Source organism: Streptomyces sp. NPDC088747 (genome assembly GCF_044751025.1).
Lineage (GTDB): Bacteria > Actinomycetota > Actinomycetes > Streptomycetales > Streptomycetaceae > Streptomyces.
Genome location: NZ_JBIVKZ010000003.1, coordinates 496,111 through 518,337 on the forward strand (window position 1 = coordinate 496,111; position 22,227 = coordinate 518,337).

Annotated in this window: 21 protein-coding genes; 8 read left to right on the plus strand and 13 right to left on the minus strand. The window is 70.0% G+C overall.

Translation table 11 applies throughout. The features are described from left to right. Positions 1-29 precede the first annotated feature (29 nt). Positions 30-1,184: a cystathionine gamma-synthase gene (locus tag ACIP79_RS10585; RefSeq protein WP_401221834.1), complete on the minus strand. Its 1,155-nt coding sequence runs from the start codon at positions 1,182-1,184 to the stop codon at positions 30-32. A gap of 166 nt (positions 1,185-1,350) precedes the next feature. Here ACIP79_RS10585 and ACIP79_RS10590 point away from each other — a divergent pair, with 166 nt between their 5' ends. Together ACIP79_RS10590 and msrA (ACIP79_RS10595) are read left to right on the plus strand one after the other, a co-directional pair. Beyond that, positions 1,351-2,469, plus strand: coding sequence for a hypothetical protein (locus ACIP79_RS10590; protein ID WP_401221835.1), 1,119 nt, complete (start codon positions 1,351-1,353; stop codon positions 2,467-2,469). 221 nt (positions 2,470-2,690) lie between these two features. Then, positions 2,691-3,356 carry a peptide-methionine (S)-S-oxide reductase MsrA gene (msrA, locus tag ACIP79_RS10595; protein ID WP_401221837.1) on the plus strand — a complete coding sequence of 222 codons (666 nt, stop codon included), beginning with the start codon at positions 2,691-2,693 and terminating at the stop codon, positions 3,354-3,356. A 107-nt stretch (positions 3,357-3,463) separates the two neighbouring features. On the opposite strand, the gene msrA (ACIP79_RS10600) is transcribed toward msrA (ACIP79_RS10595), so the two are convergent. From msrA (ACIP79_RS10600) to ACIP79_RS10630, 7 genes are all read right to left on the minus strand, one after another. After that, positions 3,464-3,976: a peptide-methionine (S)-S-oxide reductase MsrA gene (msrA, locus tag ACIP79_RS10600; RefSeq protein WP_383682567.1), complete on the minus strand. Its 513-nt coding sequence runs from the start codon at positions 3,974-3,976 to the stop codon at positions 3,464-3,466. A 155-nt stretch (positions 3,977-4,131) separates the two neighbouring features. Continuing rightward, a complete protein-coding gene (locus ACIP79_RS10605; RefSeq protein WP_401221839.1) occupies positions 4,132-4,866 on the minus strand; it encodes an ANTAR domain-containing protein in 735 nt (244 codons plus the stop codon). 5 nt (positions 4,867-4,871) lie between these two features. After that, positions 4,872-5,606: an ANTAR domain-containing protein gene (locus tag ACIP79_RS10610; protein WP_401221840.1), complete on the minus strand. Its 735-nt coding sequence runs from the start codon at positions 5,604-5,606 to the stop codon at positions 4,872-4,874. Positions 5,607-6,344: 738 nt separating this feature from the next. Next, positions 6,345-6,710, minus strand: coding sequence for an STAS domain-containing protein (locus tag ACIP79_RS10615; RefSeq protein ID WP_401221842.1), 366 nt, complete (start codon positions 6,708-6,710; stop codon positions 6,345-6,347). A 306-nt stretch (positions 6,711-7,016) separates the two neighbouring features. After that, entirely contained in the window at positions 7,017-8,663 is a 1,647-nt protein-coding gene (locus ACIP79_RS10620; protein ID WP_401221843.1) for a phosphodiester glycosidase family protein, read from the minus strand. A gap of 172 nt (positions 8,664-8,835) precedes the next feature. Then, positions 8,836-9,693, minus strand: a complete 858-nt coding sequence (locus ACIP79_RS10625; RefSeq protein ID WP_401221845.1) for a helix-turn-helix transcriptional regulator — start codon at positions 9,691-9,693, stop codon at positions 8,836-8,838. A gap of 36 nt (positions 9,694-9,729) precedes the next feature. Further along, complete coding sequence (locus ACIP79_RS10630) at positions 9,730-10,479, minus strand: hypothetical protein (protein WP_401222116.1); 750 nt, start codon at positions 10,477-10,479, stop codon at positions 9,730-9,732. A 113-nt stretch (positions 10,480-10,592) separates the two neighbouring features. Between ACIP79_RS10630 and ACIP79_RS10635 the strand changes: the two genes are divergently transcribed. Then, the gene (locus tag ACIP79_RS10635) at positions 10,593-11,186 is read left to right on the plus strand and encodes a DUF4291 domain-containing protein (RefSeq protein WP_401221847.1); all 594 of its coding nucleotides are present in this window, start codon (positions 10,593-10,595) and stop codon (positions 11,184-11,186) included. 108 nt (positions 11,187-11,294) lie between these two features. On the opposite strand, the gene ACIP79_RS10640 is transcribed toward ACIP79_RS10635, so the two are convergent. Beyond that, complete coding sequence (locus tag ACIP79_RS10640; RefSeq protein ID WP_387187460.1) at positions 11,295-11,777, minus strand: SRPBCC family protein; 483 nt, start codon at positions 11,775-11,777, stop codon at positions 11,295-11,297. 396 nt (positions 11,778-12,173) lie between these two features. Between ACIP79_RS10640 and ACIP79_RS10645 the strand changes: the two genes are divergently transcribed. Next, the gene (locus tag ACIP79_RS10645) at positions 12,174-13,691 is read left to right on the plus strand and encodes a hypothetical protein (protein ID WP_401221849.1); all 1,518 of its coding nucleotides are present in this window, start codon (positions 12,174-12,176) and stop codon (positions 13,689-13,691) included. Positions 13,692-13,793: 102 nt separating this feature from the next. Here ACIP79_RS10645 and ACIP79_RS10650 read toward each other — a convergent pair whose 3' ends face one another. Next, the gene (locus ACIP79_RS10650; protein WP_401221850.1) at positions 13,794-15,089 is read right to left on the minus strand and encodes an ArgE/DapE family deacylase; all 1,296 of its coding nucleotides are present in this window, start codon (positions 15,087-15,089) and stop codon (positions 13,794-13,796) included. Positions 15,090-15,293: 204 nt separating this feature from the next. Between ACIP79_RS10650 and ACIP79_RS10655 the strand changes: the two genes are divergently transcribed. Beyond that, on the plus strand, positions 15,294-15,746 hold the full coding sequence (locus ACIP79_RS10655) for a hypothetical protein (RefSeq protein WP_401221851.1): 453 nt from the start codon (positions 15,294-15,296) through the stop codon (positions 15,744-15,746). A gap of 68 nt (positions 15,747-15,814) precedes the next feature. Here the strand turns inward: ACIP79_RS10655 and ACIP79_RS10660 are convergent, their stop codons facing one another. Continuing rightward, positions 15,815-16,855 (minus strand): NAD(P)-dependent alcohol dehydrogenase, encoded by a 1,041-nt coding sequence (locus ACIP79_RS10660; protein WP_383682549.1) that lies wholly within the window; start codon positions 16,853-16,855, stop codon positions 15,815-15,817. 188 nt (positions 16,856-17,043) lie between these two features. Between ACIP79_RS10660 and ACIP79_RS10665 the strand changes: the two genes are divergently transcribed. Further along, positions 17,044-17,949 carry a helix-turn-helix transcriptional regulator gene (locus ACIP79_RS10665; protein WP_401221853.1) on the plus strand — a complete coding sequence of 302 codons (906 nt, stop codon included), beginning with the start codon at positions 17,044-17,046 and terminating at the stop codon, positions 17,947-17,949. 84 nt (positions 17,950-18,033) lie between these two features. On the opposite strand, the gene ACIP79_RS10670 is transcribed toward ACIP79_RS10665, so the two are convergent. Continuing rightward, a complete protein-coding gene (locus ACIP79_RS10670) occupies positions 18,034-18,969 on the minus strand; it encodes a 2-hydroxyacid dehydrogenase (RefSeq protein ID WP_401221855.1) in 936 nt (311 codons plus the stop codon). Continuing rightward, positions 18,966-20,126, minus strand: coding sequence for an aminotransferase class I/II-fold pyridoxal phosphate-dependent enzyme (locus tag ACIP79_RS10675; protein WP_401221857.1), 1,161 nt, complete (start codon positions 20,124-20,126; stop codon positions 18,966-18,968). Before ACIP79_RS10675 ends, ACIP79_RS10670 begins: the two co-directional genes overlap by 4 nt. A 384-nt stretch (positions 20,127-20,510) precedes the next feature. On the opposite strand from ACIP79_RS10675, the gene ACIP79_RS10680 reads away from it, so the two are divergent. Then, a complete protein-coding gene (locus tag ACIP79_RS10680) occupies positions 20,511-21,431 on the plus strand; it encodes a helix-turn-helix domain-containing protein (protein WP_401221859.1) in 921 nt (306 codons plus the stop codon). A 208-nt stretch (positions 21,432-21,639) separates the two neighbouring features. Beyond that, positions 21,640-22,143, plus strand: a complete 504-nt coding sequence (locus ACIP79_RS10685) for an N-acetyltransferase (RefSeq protein WP_401221860.1) — start codon at positions 21,640-21,642, stop codon at positions 22,141-22,143. Positions 22,144-22,227: the final 84 nt, after the last annotated feature.

Genomic DNA, 22,227 nt, shown 5'->3' on the forward strand with positions numbered 1-22,227 from the left:
TACCCACGGACCGGTGACCCGGTGTCCGGCTAGCCGAGCGCCTGCTGGAGGTCCTGGAGCAGGTCGTCGATGTTCTCGATGCCCACGGAGAGGCGCACGAGGTCGGCGGGGACCTCCAGGGCGGAGCCGACGACGGACGCGTGCGTCATGCGCCCCGGGTGCTCGATCAGGGACTCCACACCGCCGAGGGACTCGCCGAGCGTGAACACCTTGGCACGGTTGCAGACCTCGACGGCCGCCTCCTCGCCGCCCTCGACCTGGAAGGAGATCATGCCGCCGAACGACTTCATCTGCTTGGCGGCGATCTCGTGACCGGGGTGCTCAGGGAGACCCGGGTACAGAACGCGCGTCACGCGCGCGTGCCGGGTGAGCATCTCGGCGACCCTGGCGGCGTTCTCGCTGTGCCGGTCCATGCGGACGGGGAGCGTCTTGGCGCCGCGCAGCACCAGCCAGGAGTCGAAGGGCCCGGCGACCGCGCCCATGGCGTTCTGGTGGTACGCCAGTTCCTCGCCGAGTTCCTGGTCGCCGGTGACCAGGGCGCCGCCGACGACGTCCGAGTGACCGCCCATGTACTTGGTCAGCGAGTGCACGACGACGTCCGCGCCGAGCGCCAGCGGCTGCTGGAGGTAGGGCGTCGCGAAGGTGTTGTCCACGACCAGCCGGGCGCCCGCGTCACGGGCGATCTGCGCGACGACGGCGATGTCCGTGATCCCGAGGAGGGGGTTGGAGGGGGTCTCCACCCAGATGACCTTGGTCGTGGGGGTGAGGGCGGCCCGTACGGACGCGGGGTCGCTGGTGTCGGCGACCGACCACTCCACCCCCCACTTGGAGACGACCTTCGCGAACAGCCGGAAGGTGCCGCCGTACGCGTCGTTGGGGATGACCACGTGATCGCCGGGGCTGAGCAGCGTACGCAACAGGCAGTCCTCGGCCGCCAGTCCGGACGCGAACGCGAGGCCGCGGCGACCGCCTTCAAGGGCGGCGAGGTTCTCTTCCAGGGCGGTCCTGGTGGGGTTGGCGCTGCGGCTGTACTCGTAGCCGCCGCGGAGCCCGCCGACGCCGTCCTGCTTGTAGGTCGAGACCTGGTAGATCGGCGGGACGACCGCGCCGGTCAGGGGATCGGCGGTGTTGCCCGCGTGGATCGCGAGGGTCTCGAAGTGCTGACTGATGTGCCTGTCGCTCATGCGTCCCGAGGGTAGTGCGCTCGCGGCCCCGATGACGTCGCGCCCCGGTGGAGGCGGGGTGTACGGCGGCGTTGAGGCGGGGTGTACGGCGGTGACGGGCGCCGGCGGCCGGCCGCTGCTCGGGGCGGGTTCGCCAATTGTCGGACCCGTCTGGTTCGCTTGTGGCATGGAGATTCTGTGGGTCCTGATGGCGCTGGCCATGTTCAGCCTGGTCCTGCTGCCGGTTCTCAGGCGCAGGCGTGCCGGTATACAGCTGGTCTCGCCCGGCGACCCGGACGCGGCGGACCCGGCGAACTACGGGTTCCTGTTGCAGGAGGAGCTGGACATCCGCATGCCCGGCCCCGACAAGGACCTGCTGGACGTGCTGGACCTGGTGCAGCGCACGCAGGACTACCGCTCCGCCTCGCAGCTGCTCGCGGGCACGGAGACCACCGGCGAGCGGCGCTGGCAGCGGGTGCAGGCCTTCGCGGGCGCCGCGTCCCTGGAGCTGCGGCAGCACCCCGGCGGGGTCAGCGAGACGCCCGGCGGGCAGTGGCTGCGGGTGTGGCGTGCCGAGCAGCCCAAGGACCCGGGCGGCGCGGCGGTGCACGCCGAGTTCCTGGTGCAGCAGGCGTGGCGTACGTCGACGCCGGGGACGGACGAGTTCCGGATCATCATGGAGGAGGCGAGGTCCGCGTGCGGCGAGGCGGCGCTGCTGTCCCCCGCCGACCCGATCCCGTACATCGTCGAGCTCTCGGTCGCCCGCGGACTGGCCTATTCCCAGCCGGAGTTCGAGAAGCTCTGGCTGAAGATCCTGGACCGCGCCCCGGCCCACATGGGGGCGCATCTCGCGGCCCTGCACTACTGGTGCGAGAAGTGGCACGGCTCGCGCGATGTGTCGTACTCGTTCGCCGAGGCGGCGGCGGCGCGGGCCCCGCAGGGGTCTCTGCTGGCCGCCATGCCCCTCTTCGCGGTCTTCGAGCACCTCCCCGAGGTGAATCTGGTCCGCAGCTTCTACCAGAGCGAGGTCGTGACGAAGGCCGTCCACGGCGCCCTGTACGCGGTGCACGCGGCCCGCCCCGACGACCCGATGCTCGCCCACGTCCGCCATCTGCTGGTCTTCTTCCTGGTCCGCGGCGAGCGCTGGGCGGAGGCCATGAACCAGCTCGTGCACGTCGACGGTCACGTGGGCGCGCTGCCCTGGACCCTCACGCCCGACCCGGCGGCGGACTACGCGCTGTACCGGGCACTGGCGGTGGCGGGGTACGAGGCGAACGGGGGCAGCCCGGCGAGCCTCCCGCGCTGAGGCCGCGGGCCAGGCCCTGATCGGCCGCACCGAGCCGGTTGCCCACACGGATGCCTGGCGCGTACCCGACGGACGCGCCGGGGAAGGTGCGACGGCCGCGCGTCCGTCGGGACGCGTAGCGGACGCGCCGCGGAATGCGCGGCGAGAAGAGACCGTTCCCCTCATGCCGTCCCGCCCGGCCGAGAACCGGGAACCGGCGAGGAAACGAAGGAGTTCGCGTCATGTTTTTCGGCCGCACGCCCGTCCTGCCCACCCCCGAGCAGGCTCTGAGGGGCCGCTCCGAGCCGTTCTACACCGTCCCCGACCGGCACACCGTCCTCGGCACCCCGCTCCTCGGCCCCTACCCGGAGGGCCTGGAGATCGCCGACTTCGGCATGGGCTGTTTCTGGGGCGCCGAGCGCAAGTTCTGGCAGCTCCCGGCAGGCGTCCACACGACCGTGGTGGGCTACCAGGGCGGCTACACCGAGTACCCCACGTACGAGGAGGTCTGCTCGGGCCTGACCGGCCACACGGAGGCGGTCCGCGTGGTCTACGACCCCTCCCTCATCTCGTACGAGCGCCTCCTCCAGGTCTTCTGGGAGTCCCACGACCCGACCCAGGGCTTCCGCCAGGGCAACGACTCGGGCACTCAGTACCGCTCCGCGATCCACCCCCACACACCCGCCCAGGCAGCCACCGCCGCCGCCTCCCGCGAGGCCTACCAGAAGGTCCTCACGGCATCGGGCCACGGCACGATCACCACGGAACTCCTCCCGGCGGAGGGCCGCATCTTCTATCCGGCCGAGGGATACCACCAGCAGTACCTGGACAAGAACCCGGCGGGGTACTGCGGGATCGGCGGGACCGGGGTTTCGTGTCCGATCGGTGTCGCTCCGGCCGGCGGCTGAAACGCAGGGCTGAAACGCGGCGACCGCCCTGTTGAGGGCGGTCGCGGCAAGGCGTTGCGTACGGGTGCTGGTGGGCCTCCGGCTCCGCCGGGCCCGTGCTCGCTCGGTCAGCTCTCCGTGCGGACGGGCAGGCGCCAGCCCGGGCGCGGGAAGTGGCAGGTGTAGCCGTCGGGGTAACGCTCCAGGTAGTCCTGGTGCTCGGGCTCGGCCTGCCAGAAGGGGCCGACCGGTTCGACCTCGGTGACGACCTTGTCCGGCCACAGTCCGGAGGCGTCCACGTCGGCGATCGTGTCCTCGGCGATGCGCTTCTGTTCGTCGTCCACGTAGTAGATCGCCGAGCGGTAGCTGAGGCCGATGTCGTTGCCCTGCCGGTTCTTGGTGCTCGGGTCGTGGATCTGGAAGAAGAACTCCAGGATCGCGCGGTAGTCGGTCTCCGCGGGGTCGAAGAGGATCTCGATGGCCTCCGCGTGCGTGCCGTGATTACGGTACGTCGCGTTGGGCACGTCACCCCCGGTGTAACCGACCCGGGTCTCCGTCACTCCCGGTTGCCGGCGGATCAGGTCCTGCATCCCCCAGAAGCATCCGCCCGCCAGCACGGCCCTCTGCGTCTGCGCAGCCATTACGGCCCTCCAAACTCTGTCAGCTCGCTCACTCGGTCTGCCCGGCTCGCACACCACCGGCATCCCCTGCCCACTCCCCTCAACGCACGAGGGTTCCTGGCGATTCCGTCCCCTCCCGACCGGCCCTGGGCGGGGAGCGGAGCGGTGGATGCCCGCTAAGGGCCGTCGATGGGTCCGAACTCGCCGTCGAAGTCGTTGTCGATGACCTGCTGGGCGAGCTCCGTCAGGCGCAGATGGCGCGGGCGGGCGTACACCCGCATCGCGTCGAAGGTCTCGTCGAGGCTGAGGCCGTGGCGTTCGGAGAGGATGCCCTTGGCCTGTTCGATGGTGACACGGCTGGTCAGGGCGGCCTGGAGTTGGGCCTTCTCGACATGGGCCTGTTCGATGGTGCGCTGTTGGAGGATGGCGATGGTCGCGACGTCGGCGAGTGCCTGTCCGATCTGGATGTCGGAGGCGCTGAGGCGGCCGGGCCGGGACTGGAAGAGGTTGAGGGCGCCGACGACCTGGTGGCGCAGCTTCATCGGCAGCGCGTGGGTGACGGTGAAGCCCGCGTCCCGGGCCCGGGCGGCGAAGGGGCCGAATCCGAGGGTGGCGGGCGCCGAGGTGAGATCGATGTCCAACTGGATCTGACCGGTTCGGCAACAACGGACGCAGGGGCCCTGGGCGTGCTGGAGGGCGAAGAGTTCCAGGAGACGGGTGTTCTCGTCGGAGGCGGCGATGAGCTGGAGCTCGGCGTGCTGGTCGGCGATCATCACGCCGACCGCGTCGATGTCCAGGAGCTCGACGCAGCGGATGGAGAGACGGTGCAGGAACTCGATCAGGTCGAAGTCGTCGGTGAGCGTGTCCACGGCCTCCACCAGGATGTCCAGCACGCGTTGCTGACTTGTCATCGTCTTCAGTCCTTGTTCCCGGACGGTGTTGCCGTCCCGTCTCGATTGTCCCGGAAGTGCAGTCGTCGCGCCACGACGTCTTCGGCGGTGCTGAGCAGAGGTGCCTCGGCGCGGTAGGCGTGGGCGCGCAGAATGGCCATGGCTTCGACGAGGGAGACACTGGCCTGGACGCTGATGATGCCCGCGGCCTGGTGAACGGCGGCGCGGTGGAGCGTGGTGTGGGATTCCGCCTGGGCGAAGGACTGCCGCTTCCCGCTGTCCCTGATCAGCGCCGCGGTGACGGCCGCGGCCAGGACGAGTGCGTCGTCCGTCTGGACGGCGTTCAGCGGGGCCGGGACGGAGCGCTGCGCGGTGAGGACTCCGAGCGAGACGGCTCCCAGGTGCAGCGGGAAGCAGAAGAGCGCCCGCACGCCGAGCCGCCCGGCCTCGGGCAGGAAGGCAGGCCACCGCCGCGGGTCGACGTGCTCCAGATCCGTCGCCGCGACCAGGGTGCGATGGCGGTAGGCGTCGAACCCCGGCCCCTCGCCGAGGGTGCACTGCGCGTCCTCGAGTTCGGCGCTGCGGCCCGCGGTTGACCACACCAACTCGGTCAGGGCTCCGTCCGTCCCCAGCGACACCGCGATCCCGTCCACGCCGAGCACGCGTGCGCACAGCGCCGGGTCACCGCCGAGGAGATCGGGTCCGCCACCGGCCGGAAGATCGCGCAGAATACGGGCCATGATCGCGCTCGTGCCCGTCATGTCACCGCTTTCAGGCTCGCGCTGAGGGCACCACCCGAGCTGGGCGGCCACCCCGCAGACCCTACACAGGGTGCACGGACGGCGACCCCGGGCACGGAACTCGCCGTAGGGCCTCTTTCGGGCTGTCGCGTTCGCGGCAGTCGCCTTCCCGGCCGCCGTCGCGTTCCCGGCTGTCGCGGCGACGGGTGCGTCCTCACTCGCTACGGTTCCGCCGTGGCCGGTACGGCACACCGGGCCCCGTACGGATCCACCGCAGCCGGTACGAGACCAGGCGGTACGAGACACCGGGCAGCCCCCGTCGAGGCGCCCGCGTCGAGTCCCGTCGAGGCGCCCGCGTCGAGCACGGCTCCCCGGTGTCCGGCTCCGCCCGGTTTCCCGTGATGCCGGTGCGGAAGCCGGCCACCGGACGCGAGAACACCGCGCAGTTCCCCCCGAATCACTGAACGGTGCCCCCGCGCTGGGTGTCCTCACCGGGCGCCTGGGGCACGCGGGATGCACCCCGGCGCAGCACTGGGAGGACATCGGCGGGAGCCGCTTCGTCGGCGACACGGCTCCAGCCCGTTCTCGGTCGGCCATGACACGACCCAGGGGCAGGGGGCCAGGTGTACGACGTGGTCGATTTTCCGATCGCGACGGCTTTCGTCTTCCACCGTAGGACGCCCGACCTCGGCCCGGAGGGTGAATTCCGGACGCTTTCGGTGCCAGTTCCCGTCACAGGGCGCTCCGGCCGGACCGGCATCAACGGCTACCGGAGGGGCGTAGGGCCGAGGGTGCGCCGGACCCGCCCGCGAGTGGCTCGGGACCGATCCGCCGGGCACGGCCGACGCGGGCGTCCGCGATGGTGGCGTAAGGGGGGAACTCGCCGTCGAGGCGCATCGCCCGCAGCAGGACGTGAACGCTTCGCCGGCGGCAGACCAGGCGTGTCCAACCGCCTTGGCCCAGACACCTGGTCCGGGCCAGGCACAGTTCGCGGACCCCGCTGGAGTCCATGAACGACACGGCTCGGAGGTCCACGACCAGCTTGAACGACGCCGGGCCCGGGGAGGGCGGGTTCATCAGGGCGGCGAACTCCCCCGCGGTGTAGAGATCAATCTCGCCCTTCACACGCACGACACTGTATTTCAGCAGCGATAGCGGGTCACAGACGTTCATGACGGACCAACTCCAGCTTGCACAGGCGCGGGACTGCATTGCGCGGAGGAGCCGGGGGCCTGGGCGTACCGCTTCCCGTCACCTTAAGATCCGCGCCGACGCCCGTTCCCCGGAAAGCGGTTAGTCAGCATCATGTGCGCGGTCCTGACCTGTTCCGACCGGCCGGAGGTCGGATATGACCGTCTTGCCGGAGCGGCCCGTACCGCACCCAGCCGTGCCGGGCGCGGTACGGAGAGGGCCGTGGGCCGTACCCCGCTGTCAGCCCGCGTCCGCCGGAAGCACCTGCACCGTGTCCCCGACCGCGCGTTCGCCGGTCGCGTCGGAGGGGTTGTTGACGAGGGTGCCGCGGACGGCCATCGCGGCGGAACCGCCGCCGTCGAGGTTCAGGGCCTGTACGGCGCCGAGCGAGCGCATGAACTCGGCCGCCTCCTGGAGAGTGAAGCCCTCGCTGCCGCCGGTCCGCCGCCCGTCGACCGTGGCCAGGATCAGCCGGCCCTTCCGGTCGACGCCCGCCATGGTGCGCGGCTGGCGGGTGTTGGCCCAGGCGTATCCGAAGGACAGGTCCTGCGGGTCGACCACGCCCTCGGCGGCCGCGTCGATGTCGACGCGGCCGTTCCTCACCAGGGTGGGGGCGGCGCTCACGACGGAGTCGTCGCCGTCGAGTTCGACGCGCCGCCCGCTGGTGTCGCGGACGACCTCGCCGACGCGGACACGGCTGCCGGCCTCGGCGTTCGCGGTCAGCCAGTCGGCGGCGCCGCCGATGCCCTGGAGGACGCTTCCGCCCACCGGTACCCGCCCGCCGCGCGCCCCTACGGAGACCACCCGGCCCGACGCGTCCAGCACCGCCTGGACCCCGGGCCCGGTGGGCAGGTCGGCGCCGAACTCCGGAGTGAACCGGACCAGGTCGTCGGTCAGCCGGCAGGTGACGTCCTGCCAGGGCAGGTCACTGGGCGAGGCGCCCGGACGGCCGCAGTCGCGCACCAGTCCCGGCACGCGGTTGATGCCCTGGATCCGGTACGAGGAGTGGCCGGCGCGGGCGGTGACGGTGGTCGTCAGATCGGCCACCCGGATGTGCCGGCCGCCGTCACCGAGGATCAGCGCGGCCCGCGAGCCGACCGCCATCGACCCCAACTCACCGTCGTAGGCGCCGAGGCCGGACATGGTGCCCTGGACGCCATCGGCGTTCGAGGTCACGAAGAAGCCCCCGTTGACGGCGACCAGCGACCGCAGCCGGGCGGCGACCGACGACGTGGTCCGCCGCTGCGCGACATCGCCGTCGTGGGTGCCCTCGACGCTGCCCCTGAAGACGCGCGGGTCGATCACGGCGACGTGCACGTTCTCGCGGTCGGCCGGCTGCTGGATGTCGTAGCCGGTCCAGGCGACCGAGGTGCGGAATCCGGCCGCGGTGATCGCCGCCGCCGCGGACTGGGCCTCCGCCTGGGTGGAGTAGGAGCCGATCCGTACCCGCAGGCCCATCGTCCCGTGCGGGGTGTCGGAGTAGTCGGGCCAGCGGACGTTCTCGACGCGCGGCTGGAAGTCCGCGGCGCGCAGATTCCGCGCCGTGGTGTCGGCCCAGGTGCGGGTGCCGACCTCGGACCAGGTGGCGGCGCCGGTCAGCCGGCTGATGGCCGGGGACTGGACGGTGATCGTCCAGGTGTGGGTGACGCCGGTGTGCCGGATGGTTCCGGTGCGGACCTGTACGCCGGGCGCGAGGGTCTCGGTCGACCACTGGGTGGTCGCCGCGCGGCTCGCGGGGTCGGCCTGCGCGGCGGTCGGCATCAGGGAGGGAACGGCGACGGCGAGTACGGCGGCGACGCCCAGGCCCGCACGGACGCGCGCGGTACCCCGGGCGGATCTGCCGGGGGCCGCGCGGTGCGGGGCTTCGTCGAGGGCGTTGTGGTCCATGGCTTCCTCACGGCTGGAGCGCGATGCCGGCCGGGCGGGGCAGTGTGGTGCGGCCGCGCGCACGACCCATCCCAGACAACCGCCAAGACTCCCACGGCTCGGGCACGTGAAGATCAGGAAAGAAGGCGGGAAACAGCGGGCAGAGGCTACCGGTGCCTGCGCGGGCGGACGCTCACACGGTTCGGTGTCGCCCCGCGTCGGCCGATGATGCCGGATCGGTGCTTTCGAGGTAGACCACCAGTGTCTGTTCCGGCTGTTCGGCGAGGTGGAAGGCGGTGTACGCGTACTCGACCGGGCCACGTCCCGGACGCCTCAGCCGTTTCCGCCCGCTGTGCCGGGCCTGTACGTCGTACTGGGACCACCAGTCACGCGCTTCCGGGCTGCCGTCCTGCAACTCGTCGACCAGCCGGCTGTACCTCGGGTCGCGGGGATGGCGCGCGGCCAGCACCCGAAGGCGGGCGAGCAGGCCACGGGCCTCGCGTTCCCAGTCGACCACGACGTGCCGGGCGGCTGGTTCGAGGAACGTCCAGCGGACGAAGTTGGCGGGCCTCTCCTCCTCGGTGACGAGCCCGGAAAACAGTTGGTCGGCCGCCGGGTTGTGACTGAGCACGTCGTAGTTGCCGCCGATGATGTACGCCGGGTTCGGCCCCAGCAGCATGGGGACGGCTGCCACGTCGGCCGTGAGCGACTCGCGCTCCTCGACGTCGTCCGCCCGCAGGTGGCCGGCGAATTGGAGGAGGTGGTCGTGCTCGTGCCGCTCCAGCCGCAGTGCGCGGGCGAGGGCGGTCAGTACCTGTTCCGAGGCCCGGATCTGCCGCCCCTGTTCCAGGTACGTGTACCAGGTGGCGCTGATACCGGCGAGCAACGCGAGTTCCTCCCGGCGCAGCCCCGGGGTGCGACGGCGACCGGTCGTGGGCAGCCCGACCTCGTCCGGCCTGAGCCGCTCCCTGCGACTGCGCAGGAACTCACCCAGCTCATGGCGCTGATCCCGCTGACCTGCCTGGCCCACCTGACCCTGCTGCCCGGACACGATGACGGAACTCCCGGTTCCACTCGTCGACGGACGTCATGTCGCGACGGTAGCCATCCCCGGTGCGCCGCGCAGCACTTCAGTGCGGAGGCGCCGCTGGGCACGCTCACGCATGTCGTCAGCCCCGCCCGGCGCCGGTCCGACGGACACGGCGAGGTAGCGGAACTCACCGCCTGTTCCGCCCAGTTCGGAGTACGGCTGCCAGCCGAGGGAGTACGCACCTCGCAGCACGCAGGTGTTCGGCCGGTAGGCGCCCTCGGCCCACAGGAGGGTACCGGCGAGTTCGCGGCCCTCGTGGATCCGGAAGTCCCGATCCCGGGTCTGCGCACGGCCGTTGCCAGGCGGAATCCACAGGGACGCGTCATTGGTCAGCATGACGGCAAGACCGTTCTGGTCGGCCCGGTGGCAGAAGCGTTCCAGTCGGGCTATGTCCCGTACGAAGTGCAGGCGAGCGAGGTCCGTGGCGGCATGCCCCTTCAGGGCGTAGTCCTCGGCCGGAGTGCCCGCCGTGCCCGTCCATTTCCGGGTGAAGTACTTGAACTCGATCGCGGTACGGGCCGAGGGACCGATGCACAGCAGGTCCAGGTACTCGGCCCTGCCAAGGAGCCGTTGCGGTACCTCAAGCCTGGAGTGGACTTCCCGCGCCAGCTCCCACATCGTCCGGGCGAAACTGTGCTGAAGGTCGGCCTCGGAGTGGAATACCGGCCTCTCACGGCCGAGTTGCGCGATGACGGCGTCGAGCGAGACACGTCCGGCGACAGTCCTGCCATGGTCCCTCGATGCCATGTCCACGGGCCCATTGAAGTGGCTGCTGAAGTGAACCCACAAGCCGGAATACCCGTCCGGTGACGGTGGAAAACCGGTAGCTGTCCGGACCGGTCCGGCCCAGGCTGTACGCCATGGAACAACCGCACCGCGGGATCCGCGCGCTCCACACGGAATCCACGATCACCGTCTACCAGGCGTACTCCCCCGAAATCGGCCTGCCCGCGGCCCGCGAGGGCCGGTTCGTCAGCCCGTGGAAGCGGGACCGGATGACGTGGATCAAGCCCAGCTTTCTGTGGATGATGTACCGCTGCGGCTGGGGGAGGAAGGAAGGCCAGGAGACGGTGCTGGCGGTGGAGATCACGCGTGACGGGTTCGAGTGGGCGTTGCGGCACGCGTGTCTGTCGAGTTTTGTGCGGGGGGCGCATCCCGATCTCGCCGCCTGGCAACGTGAGTTGAGGCGGGCGCCCGCTCGTGTCCAGTGGGATCCGGAACGGGACTTGCGCCTGAACCCCCTGCCGTACCGGTCGTTGCAACTCGGTCTCTCGGGGGAGGCGGTACGGCGTTACGCGGACGACTGGACGGTCACCGTCCGCGATGTGACGCCGCTCGCCCACGAGATCCACGCGCTGGTCAGCGGCGGCGACCTCGACTCCGCCGCCCGGCTGCTGCCCCAGGAACGCCCCTACGCCGCCTCGGACGATCTGCTGGCCCACCTGCGTCCATGACCCGGCGGTCCTCCGTCCGACAACGGACCGCGCCACCAACCACCACCCCGGCAGCCGCGCCGTATCCCGGTCAGCCCTGACAAGAAGCGGCTCGCGGCCGACGCGAGCTCAGCCGGCGGCCACCTCCACGTGCGACGCCAGGTTGGCCAGTGAGGAGGCGATCCCGGCCTCGTGGGCCGCCTGGTCGATGCCGGGCGGCACGTCCGTGGCGGTGACGGTCACCTCCGTGTCGTCGCCGACGGGGGCGAGGTGCCAGGTCATCGTCATGGTGCCCGCGAAGGAAGGGTCGTCGGCCTCGAACACCGCCCGCTGCACCACGCGCATCGGCGGCACCAGGTCGGCGAACTCGACGTCCACGACGTCCGTCGCGTCCGACGTCTTGCCAGGACTGTCACCGGCATCGAGGTAGGTGAGCACCATCCTGAACCCGCCGCCGGGCCGCGGATCCCACCGCTCGACCCGCCCCCGCATGCCGTCCGGCGGCAGCCAGGCCTCCAGGGATTCCCGGTCGAGGAGAGCGCCGTAGACGATCGCCGGTGGTGCCGCGATCAGCCGGTCGGCGCGGTCTGTCCTACGGTCCGAACTGTCCATGGACCGAGTCTAGGGACGGGTCCCGGGGACCGGAAAGGTCGCACGAGGGCCGTGTCGGAGACGGGCCGCTCGTCGTCCGCGACGACCGGCCGCAGGAGCCGACGCTCGGGCCTTCGGTGCCGGTGGACTGGCCCTCGGTGCACATGGGTTGGCCCTCCGTACCGGTGGCCTGGCGCTCCGTACCCGTGGCCCCGCTCTCCGTACCAGTGGCCCGGCCCTCCGTACCGAAGGGCTCGACGAGCACCGGGCAGGTCCGGACGGGCCCGGGTCGATTCCCCGGAGCCACCCACCGATCCCCCACTCCACCGCTCCCCCACCCCACCACTCCTCCACCCCACCACTCCCCCACGGCGAAATCCTCTCGCCCCCGAGCCGCCGTCCAGGCAGGATGCCCACGTGAATCCTGTCCTCTGCGGGCTCGCCGCCAACACCGCCCTGCCGCCCGAGCTGGTCGACCGGCTGGTCGCGACGGCGGACGCCGACATCGCCGTGGAGCTCGCCGGTCGCGCGGACCTCAGCCGAGCGCAGGCGGTCGCGTTGGCGTCGCGTGTGGAGGAGAGCGCTGTGCGGCTGGTGTACGAGGGCAAGCTGACCGCCGCCGACATCGATCCCACGGCTCAGCCGGACGCCGCTCTCGCGCTGCTCGACGAGGGCGCCGGCGATCCGGAATGGGCGCGCCTGCTGGCGGCCGATCCGGTCGTCGAACGTCGAGAGAGGCTGGCCGCCTGCGCCGGACTTCCGGTCGACGTGGTGGCAGCGCTCGCGGCGGACTCGGACGCACGGGTCGTCGCGGGACTCGCGTCGCGGACGACGCCGGAGACGGCCGCGGCCCTGGCGGCGCATCCGCACGCCGAGGTCCGCCGAGCGGTGGCGGCCAACGAGGCCACGCCCCCGGCCGTACTCGCCGCGCTGATCAGCGGCGAAGGGTTGCCTCCGGCGCGCTGGTGCCTGGTCTGCGACCGCGAGGAGACACCGTACGCGCACGATCCGCACTGCCCGCGCCCCGACTGCGATCTGCCGCCGGGCGCGTCCTGCGACGGCTCCCACGAGTCCACCGTGCACGACATGTTGCGGGCCGCGCTGGGGAACACGGCCACACCCACCGAAGCCGTCATCGGCTTCGCCGGCCATCCTTCGACGCTCCTGCGCTGGGCGCTCACCACTCGCCCCGATCTGCCGTCGGAGGTCTACGGGCGGCTCGCCGCGGACGCGACTCCCGGTATCCGGGCGGACATCGCCGCGAACCCCGCCATCGCCGACGACCTGATCCGCGCACTGGCCGACGACCGCGAGCCCTTCGTGCGGCGCGCTCTGGCCGACAACCCGCGGATACCGCTCGACGTGCTCACCGACCTGGCCCGCACCACCAGGATCGGCCCAACTCCGCTACCCCGGATCGCCGTTGCGTCGGCCGACGAGGTTCGCGAGCTGGCGCGGTCCCCGATTCCAGCCGCACGGATGCTCGTTGCCCTGCGGCGCGATCTGCCGACGGTGATCCGCGACGAGTTGGCCACGGACCCCGACGCCAAGGTCGTCAAGTCCGTCGCTCCGCACCCTGGCCTCTCCGAAGCGCAACTGCGCGCCATGGTCGACCGGCACGGAGTCCGGGTCCTCGCCAAGGTGGCCACCAACCCGCAGGCGAGCCCGGAACTGCTGACGGATCTGACCCGGCACGAGCCCTCTGTGCGGAAGGTGTTCCGCGAGGTCGCCCGTCATCGCAACGCCACGGCGACCGCACTGTTCGCCTGCCTGGCGGACTGGCAGGCGAGATCCATCGCGGCCGGTCATCCGGCGCTCCCGGCGCCGGTCATCACGGAGTTGCTCACCGATACCGATTGGCAGGTGGCGGAAGCGGCGGCCGCCAATCCGTCGCTGCCGCTCGCCGTGATGTCCGGCCTGATGCCGTCGCCGTAGTCACCCGCCCCCGCTGGATCCGCGTGTCCCGTCACGGGTCCGTCCTCACCAGCCCCCCGGGGCCCAACTCCTACGGCCCGTAGGAGCGTTACGTCAGCCCGCTCACCCCGTCCCCACCACCCGAAGCGCGCTCAGCACCAACGTCCGTGTGACGTGCGTGATCTCGGAGAGGGTGACGTGTTCCCGGGTGCTGTGGGCGACGCGGATGTCGCCGGGGCCGTACTGGAGGGTGGGGATGCCGGCGCCGGTGTAGAGGCGCAGGTCGCTGCCGTAGGGGGCGCCGCGTTCGCGTGGGGCGGGGGTGCCGCCGGTGACGGCCTGCGCGGCGTTTCGTACGACGTCGCGGAGTGGGTCTCCGGCCGGCAGGCGTCCGGCGGCGAACTGGCCCCCGGACCAGGTGACCGTCGCCGGATGGTCACGCAGCCACGGATCGGCGGCGCAGGCTTCGGCGACCCTGGTCTCCAGGGCGGCGCGGGCGTCCGCGGGCTCCTCGTCGAGGCGTACGCCCAACCGGCCCTCGGCGACCAGGAGATCGGGCACGCTGCTGACCCAGTCGCCGGAGCGGACCGTGCCTACGGACAGCGCGTAGGGAATGGCGTACTCGGCCATGAGGGGGTCGGGGTCGGTGTTCCGCTCGGCCTCCAGGCGGGCCAGCGCGTGGTGGACGGGCAGGTACGCGTCGATGGCGCTGACCCCGGCGTCGCGGGAACTGGCGTGCGCGGCCAGCCCGGGAACGGCGATACGGAAGGTCAGCGCGCCCGCGTTCGCCGTCACCAGCGTGCCCGCGGTCGGCTCGGTGATGATGCAGGCGTCGCCCCCGTGACCCCGCTGGAGTGTGCCGAACGCACCGAGTCCGCCGTCCTCCTCGCCCACCACGAAGTGCACCGCGATCCGGCCGCGCAGCCGCACCCCGCTCGCCCGGATCGCGGCCAGCGCGGCGAGGTGGGCCACCAGACCGGCCTTCATGTCGCACGCGCCCCGGCCGTGGACGGTGTCCCCGACCACCCTCGGCACGAACGGGTCGCCGTCCCATGCCTCCGGGTCACCGGGCGGTACGACGTCCACGTGCCCCTGGAGGATCAGCGTCGGCCCGTCCCCGCCGTCCTCGGTGACCGCCGCGAGCCCCCACGCCTCCTCCCGCGGCACCTCCGAGCCGGGGAATCCGGGATGCGCCAGCAGGGCGGGCAGGTCCATGGACCACAGGTCGACGTCCAGCCCCAACCGCTCCAGCCGTCCCGCGAGATGGTGCTGCGCCTCGGACTCGGCCGGGCTCCCCGTCACGCTCGGGATGGCCATCAGCTCAAGGAGGGTTCGCGCTATCGCCTGCTCGTCAACCGCCGCCAGGGCCGCGGCCTCCGCCGCGGTCAACTCCGCACCGGGCACGTCGGTCGTCGTCATGGGCAATCACTCCCTGTCAGGGTCCGCTCCGCCACACCAGGTACGGCCCGGCCCCCCTCCGGATCACCGCCCGAGGCCCCCGTCCACCGGTCCCCTGGACCACCCCGGATCCTAGGGCGCGGCAATTGGGCGTTCAATCTCCGTTCCGCTCGACCATGGAGACTCGGTCGGGCTGTCACGCCGGTATCCGTCTCGGGAGGCACCGTGGGGAACGCTTCGCTGCCGTACGTCGATGAGCACGTCACGGTGGTCGCGGCGGAGGCCGAGGACGTCTGGCGGGGTCTGGGCGAGACGCTGGACCGTTCCTTCTCGCGGCCCCGCGCGGCCGGGTACGCGCGGCTGGTCGGATGCGCCGACCGTACGGCGTCCGGGCCGCGGCCCGTCGGCGACGGGGCGACCTTCCCCGGGTTCCGGGTGGTCAGCGCGGTGCCGGGGCGCGAGCTGGTCCTCGAAGGGCGCCACCGTTACTCGGTCTACGCGCTGGTCTTCCGTCTCGACCACGCGGGCCCCGGCCGCACCCGGCTGAGCGCCCAGACCAGGGCCGCCTTCCCCGGCCTGGCGGGCCGCCTGTACCGGCGGCTCGCCGTCGGAACGGGAGGGCATGCCATCGGCGTACGGCGTCTGCTGGCGGCGGTCCGCCGGCAGTCCGAGCGGTAGATCGCGCAAAGGGCGCCGACCGGTCCCGTACGGACCGGTCGGCGCCCTTCATTTCGCATGTCCGAGAACTAGATCGTGGCGGTGTCGATCACGAACCGGTAGCGGACGTCGCTCGCGAGGACCCGCTCGTAGGCGTCGTTGATCTCGGAGGCCGCGATCAGTTCGATCTCGGCGCCCAGGCCGTGCTCGGCGCAGAAGTCGAGCATCTCCTGGGTCTCCTGGATGCCGCCGATGCCGGAGCCCGCGAGGGTCTTGCGGCCGCTGAGCAGGGAGAACAGGTTGAGGGAGACGGGCTCCTCGGGGGCGCCGACGTTCACCAGGGCGCCGTCCGTCTTCAGCAGGGCGAGGAACGCGCCGAAGTCCAGCGGGGCCGAGACGGTCGACAGGATGATGTCGAAGCTGCCCGCCAGTTCCTCGAAGGTCTTCGGGTCGCTGGTCGCGTAGTAGTGGTCGGCGCCCAGCTTCAGGCCGTCGTCCTTCTTGCGGAGCGACTGGGACAGGACGGTCACCTCGGCGCCGAGCGCGTGCGCGATCTTGACGCCCATGTGGCCGAGGCCGCCCATGCCGAGGACGGCGACCTTCTTGCCGGGACCGGCGTTCCAGTGCTTCAGCGGGGAGTACGTGGTGATGCCGGCGCAGAGCAGCGGGGCGGCCACGTCGAGGGCGAGGCCGTCGGGGATGCGGACGGTGTAGTTCTCGTCGACGACGACGTGCGTGGAGTAGCCGCCGTAGGTGGGCGTGCCGTCCACGCCGATGCCGTTGTACGTCGGGATGTTGCCCTTGACGCAGTACTGCTCCAGGCCCGCCTTGCAGTTGTCGCACTCGCGGCAGGAGTCGACCATGCAGCCGACGCCCGCCCGGTCGCCGACCTTGAACCTGGTGACACCGGAGCCGACCTCGGTGATGATTCCGGCGATCTCGTGACCCGGGACCATCGGGAAGATGGCCTCGCCCCAGCCCTCGCGGGCCTGGTGGATGTCCGAGTGACAGATACCGGCGAACTTGATGTCGATCAGGACGTCGAACTCACCGACCTCGCGCCGTTCGATCGTGGTGCGCTCCAGGGGCGCCTTGGAGGCGGGAGCGGCGTACGCAGCAACAGTGGTCATGCCGGGGTTCTCCTAAGGAGTGGTCGTGTACCCGGCTGCCTTCTGACCTTTCGACCGGGTACGACGTCCAGCGTGCCGGGCCGCCCGGCATTCACCCAGGTCACGGCTTTGCGTACGTTCGCTGGTCCTACTACTGACCGGGTCAGGCTCAGCGGCGTACGACCGTGGATACGGTGAATACTGGAGGCATGGAACCAGAGCCTTCTCAGCAGCCCGCCGGTGCGGCGGGGCCTCCGCTGGACCGGCGTGCCGAGCTCAGCGAGTTCCTGCGTACGCGCCGGGCCCGGCTGAAGCCCGAGGACGTGGGGATGCCGGACTTCGGCCGGCACCGCCGGGTGCCGGGGCTGCGCCGCGAGGAGCTGGCGCAGCTGGCCGGGGTGTCGGTGGCGTACTACACGCGCCTTGAGCAGGGCAACGGACAGAACGTGTCGGCGGAGGTGCTCGGCGCGATCTCGCGCGCGCTGCGGCTCTCGGACGCCGAGCACGCGCATCTCACCCACCTGGCCAAGCCGAAGCAGCACAAGAAGAAGCAGGGGGCCAGGCCGCAGCAGGTGCGCGGTGCGCTGCGGCAGCTGATCGACACGCTGGACGGGGTGCCGGCGTACATCACCGGGCGGCGGACCGACGTCCTGGTGTGGAACCAGATGGCCGCGGCCGTGTTCGGCGACTGGTCGGAGGTGCCGCCGCAGGACCGGAACTGGGCGCGGATGGTGTTCCTCAAGCCCGAGTACCAGGAGCTGTTCGTGGAGTGGGAGCAGAAGGCGATCGACATCGTCTGCATGCTCCGCATGGAGGCGGGCTGCTACCCGGACGATCCCCGGCTGTCCGCCCTGGTCGGCGAACTCTCCGTGAAGAGCGAGGAGTTCCGGCGGCTGTGGGCCACGCACGACGTGAAGGAGAAGACGTACGGCGTGAAGCGGCTGCGGCATCCGCTGGTGGGCGACCTCGCCCTCCAGTTCGAGTCCTTCCAACTGACCGGCGACAGCGACCAGATGCTGATCACCTACCACGCCGAGCCGGGCTCCCCCTCGGCCGAGGCGCTCCGCCTACTGGGCAGCTGGGGCCGCGACGCAACGCGGGCAGGGGCTGTTTAGCAACCGCTGCCGCGGGTCCTCCGGCGGCACCCCTCCCGGAATGCCCGTGCCGAATGTCGACGAATTGGTTGGCGCGTGATCCTGTCAACCGACGGGCGCGACAAGTACGTTGGCAGGCCGCCCGGCGAGGTATGAGTGCAGGTTGTGGTGGATCTCGGCGAGATTGGCCATGCGAGCGACGTCGGTGTACCAGGCGATACCCGGGCTCAGCACGACATTGTCGAGGCTGCGCAACCGATCGACGTCGTCCTCAGTGAGGTCGTCCAGTGCGGCGCCCGCCAGTCGGCCGTCCGCGAGCATGCCGACAAGAGCCGCCTGGTCGACGAGGGAGCCCCGGCAGGTGTTGACAAGCACCGCCGTGGGCCGAAGCGCGGCCAGCCGGTCAGCGCTGAGAATGTGTCTGGTAGCAGGCGTGAGCGGCAGATGCAACGACAGGACGTCGCTACAGCGCAGCAGGTCCTTGAGGGGAACCGGGGTAATGCCGGGAACGGCGGTGCCGGTTCGGTTGGTGCCGATCACGCGCATGCCGAAGCCGCCGGCGATCCGGGCGACGGCTGTGGCAATCCGTCCGGTGCCCAACAGTCCCAGCGTTACGCCTCTGAGTTGCCGGCCGAGAAAGGGCCGGTAGAGGTGGCTCGCCCCCTGACGTACCGCGATATCGGCCGCCACCAGCCGACGGCTGACCGCGAGCAACAGAGCGAACGTGTGCTCGGCCACCGCCTGGCACGAGTAGTCGGGGCAGTGCGCCACGGTGATCCCGCGAGCCTGCGCGGCCGACAGGTCGATCATGTCGAAGCTGCTGGTCACCAGGGTGATGTACCGCAGTCGGCTCACCTTGGCCAGCAAGTCGGCGTCCAGCTTCGTCCACTCCACGACGGCGGCGTCGGCACAACTGAGCCGGGCGGCGGCGGTACGGGGATCGGGTCGGTCGTCGAAAACCTCGAAGTCGCCCAGCTCGGCGAATCGCAGCCTCCATACCTCGGGCAGATACGTCGGCTCGTCCAGGTGGACAATCTTCATGCCGCACCGGTCCGCTGCGGTAGCGAGTCGGCGATCAGCACGGCGCGCATCCGGGCACAAGCAGCCGCGAACACAGCCGGATCGCGAGCGAGTGCGAATCGCACATACCTGGAGCCGATCGCCGGGTCGTCCCAGTAGAAGTGATCGCCGGGCAGAATCCCGACCCCCGCCTCGCCGAGGAGCCTCACCACATCGAGGGCGGTCAGCGTCGGTGAGATGATGTGTGTCCACTCCACGCTGATGGTCGGGGCGGGCTGGGCCGGGGCCAGCACCGTTCCTGCAAGAGTCCGCCGCAGAACGGCACGGTTCCTCCTGACCAGCCGCCGTACTGTCGCCTCCAGGCCGCGGCGCCCTGAGTCCTCCAGGTATCGGCTCATCAGATGGAGCACGAACGGACTCACGTTGAGCAACATGTCGTTGTGCAGCTCGTACAGGGACTCGTGCAAGTCCCTGCTCGTGGCCAGGATGCTGCACTTCATTTCCAGGGTCGGCCAGGTCTTTCCGGTGTCCTCAACACATAGATAGGAGACGCCGGACCGCTCAAGAATCGCGTACTGGTCCCACCGCTCATAGTCGCCGTAGAAGCGGAAAGTCCAGTCGACGACAACAAGGGTACGGGTCGCAGCGCACCGCTGGACGAGGTGGACGAACTCCGGCTCGCTCAGTGCGAATCCCGTGGGGTTGTTGGGCAACGTCAGGAAGAGCGCACCCGGTCCAGAAGGTCCGAGCAACCGCTCCAGTCCTGGGCCGGTGAGTTCGCGCTCCGCGACCGGGCGCAGTGCTGCCCCGCGCCGCCGCAGGATCCCCGACAGGTTGTCGAAGCAGGGCTGCAGCAGGCCGACCGGGGTCCCCCGGGCACTGAGGAAGGCCGCGACAAGGTCGATGGACATGGACGCCGACTGACACAGCAGCGTGTGCGGTCGGTCGATCGCGGTCGACTGGCCGGCCAGCCCATAGAAACGCCGCTGGAATTCCTGTTCGAGATCCCACTGCGAGTGCCTCTCACTCTCTGAGAAGAGCAATGGAAGCTGCTGGATGATCAACTGCTGCACCCGGTCCTGGAACTGATGGGCATGACCGTCGGCCAGATTGAACTCACAATCGATACCCAGACGCTCGTACTGAGTCAGATTCGGAAGCCTGCCTCGTGTTTTCATTTTGCTCTTCTTCCCCAGGACATAGCCCTGGCATCGGGTCCGGAATTTCCGGATCCTCATCCTCGCCACCGCGCAGTCGCAGAATGAGATCATGTACGAGAAGTGCAGCTGTGAGGTACTGCCACAACTCCGGTCGCACCAACAGAGGAAGCGCCATTACCAGTGCGACAGCGGATACTGCCAGCCGACGGCGCATCCGTCGTGATCGCAGTAAACGGCCCCTCAAACGGATCATGACTGCCTCCCCGGCCCTTCTGATTTCACGGTAAGGGCGAATATCACGATTCATCAACTCCCTTCTGTACTGAGGAGACGACGACCTATAGCGTGGATAGAGCCAGGTTCCGCCGACGGCGGGAATCGTCCTGCGTTGAGGTAGTGACCATGACGTCAGAGCCACGTCCTGTTGTGTTCCAGGCATCCCTGCGCAGTCTGCTGGACAGCCCGGCACTAGCCGGGAACAGGAAAAAGCTGGCCCGTGCCCTCGGCGTCAACGAGGCGACCATCTCGCACTACTTGCACGGGCGTATCAAACCCAGTTTCGAAACCCTCCTCGGCATCGCCAGCTTCTTCAACGTCAGCCTGGACTACCTGGTGTTCGGGGAACGGCCGCGCCTGGAGGCCCCCCAGGACCCGGTCGGCCTGCGGGCCCAGATCCGGCGCGCCATCGTCGAATCGAGTGACCTCAGCGGGCGACACCTGGACATGTTCACCCGGATCAGCCGCCGCCTTGAGGCAAAGATTGATGACGTCGCCCGTGCCCTGGCCGAGGAGACCGAGGGCTGGGGACCGGTGGGCTTCGTGACCGACTCCGAAGCGATCGGCCTGGAAGCGTGCATCACTCAGATGCGCATCATGACCAGGAAGTTCCAGTCGGACACCCAGGACGGCGAGCCGGGCGCGTTCTTCGAAGTGGTCTCCGACAACCTGCGCCTTCTCCGCCCGTACCAGTACCTGCTCTACGGCGATCGCGAGACATGGATCCCCGCCGTCCAGTCGTTCCGGAAGTTGGTGATCCGCAGCGGCGTTCCCGGAGAACTCTCCCAGGACCTGCTGCAATTTCGTTCCCTCGACCAGGAACTGGTCAGCTCGGTCTGCATCCTGGACCTCGACCTGCCGTTGATCAAACGCCAGGAGCCGATCCTTTGGGAGCGCCACCAGGACAACATCTCTCCAGACGGGGTCTGGGCTTATATGTCCATCGAGCGCCCGGACGCCCAGGGAGGCGTAACCATCGAACCGCTCTACCTGCACTCGACGCTCCGTCAGTTCAACCGTGATTGGTCCCACGCGAAGCCGATGTGACCCGGTGGAGCAGGGAGGCGACAACGGCCCCCGTTGGTATGCTGACGCAGATAACCCAACACCGAGATCCGCAGCGGTCACCGCAGGACCCGACCGGTGATTTGAGGTTCCGTCGGATCTTCCAGGATTCAGATCTTCCAAGATGGGGTGCCTTCGGATGGACCAGTCAGCGGACGTGACCTCCAGGAGAGGTGGGAGAGATGCATTGGTGAGCGACCCATTCGTGCCCGCGAACTTCGAGGTGCCCGAGGGATACGACGACGGAAAGTTCCGCCTGGTCCCGCTTCGTCCCGAGCACAACGAACGTGATTACCGTGCCTGGACCACGAGCATGGAACACATCCGGCGCACCCCCGGTTTCGAGAAGTACAGCTGGCCGATCTCCATGACGATCGACGAGAACATGAACGATCTCGTCCAGCACACCGCGGATTTCCACGACCGGACCGGATTTACGTATTCCGCGATGGACGAGGAGGACGATGTCATCGGCTGCGTGTACATCTACCCATCGAACCGTCCGGGCCACGCGGTCGTCCGCTCCTGGGTACGCGAGGACCACGCCCACCTGGACGCACCGCTGTACGACACCGTCGACAGTTGGTTGCGCCTCACTTGGCCGTTCTCCGGCTTCAGTTACGACCCACGCTCCCAGCAGTACGAGTTCATCCGCCGGCCCGGACTCTTCAGGCGGTCAGCTCGCCGGACTTGAGCATCGCGCAGGAAGGGTTCGAGGCAGGGCGGCTGGAAGGCCGGCTAGCAGCAGGAGCCTTCGCCTTCAGGTGGACGACCCCCA

Bases quoted from the DNA above. Each gene is read 5' to 3' on its own strand.
- ACIP79_RS10585 (WP_401221834.1), bottom strand. From the start codon at position 1,184: ATGAGCGACAGGCACATCAGTCAGCACTTCGAGACCCTCGCGATCCAC.
- ACIP79_RS10590 (WP_401221835.1), top strand. From the start codon at position 1,351: ATGGAGATTCTGTGGGTCCTGATGGCGCTGGCCATGTTCAGCCTGGTC.
- msrA (WP_401221837.1), top strand. From the start codon at position 2,691: ATGTTTTTCGGCCGCACGCCCGTCCTGCCCACCCCCGAGCAGGCTCTG.
- msrA (WP_383682567.1), bottom strand. From the start codon at position 3,976: ATGGCTGCGCAGACGCAGAGGGCCGTGCTGGCGGGCGGATGCTTCTGG.
- ACIP79_RS10605 (WP_401221839.1), bottom strand. From the start codon at position 4,866: ATGACAAGTCAGCAACGCGTGCTGGACATCCTGGTGGAGGCCGTGGAC.
- ACIP79_RS10610 (WP_401221840.1), bottom strand. From the start codon at position 5,606: ATGACGGGCACGAGCGCGATCATGGCCCGTATTCTGCGCGATCTTCCG.
- ACIP79_RS10620 (WP_401221843.1), bottom strand. From the start codon at position 8,663: ATGGACCACAACGCCCTCGACGAAGCCCCGCACCGCGCGGCCCCCGGC.
- ACIP79_RS10630 (WP_401222116.1), bottom strand. From the start codon at position 10,479: ATGGCATCGAGGGACCATGGCAGGACTGTCGCCGGACGTGTCTCGCTC.
- ACIP79_RS10635 (WP_401221847.1), top strand. From the start codon at position 10,593: ATGGAACAACCGCACCGCGGGATCCGCGCGCTCCACACGGAATCCACG.
- ACIP79_RS10640 (WP_387187460.1), bottom strand. From the start codon at position 11,777: ATGGACAGTTCGGACCGTAGGACAGACCGCGCCGACCGGCTGATCGCG.
- ACIP79_RS10650 (WP_401221850.1), bottom strand. From the start codon at position 15,089: ATGACGACGACCGACGTGCCCGGTGCGGAGTTGACCGCGGCGGAGGCC.
- ACIP79_RS10660 (WP_383682549.1), bottom strand. From the start codon at position 16,855: ATGACCACTGTTGCTGCGTACGCCGCTCCCGCCTCCAAGGCGCCCCTG.
- ACIP79_RS10665 (WP_401221853.1), top strand. From the start codon at position 17,044: ATGGAACCAGAGCCTTCTCAGCAGCCCGCCGGTGCGGCGGGGCCTCCG.
- ACIP79_RS10670 (WP_401221855.1), bottom strand. From the start codon at position 18,969: ATGAAGATTGTCCACCTGGACGAGCCGACGTATCTGCCCGAGGTATGG.
- ACIP79_RS10675 (WP_401221857.1), bottom strand. From the start codon at position 20,126: ATGAAAACACGAGGCAGGCTTCCGAATCTGACTCAGTACGAGCGTCTG.
- ACIP79_RS10680 (WP_401221859.1), top strand. From the start codon at position 20,511: ATGACGTCAGAGCCACGTCCTGTTGTGTTCCAGGCATCCCTGCGCAGT.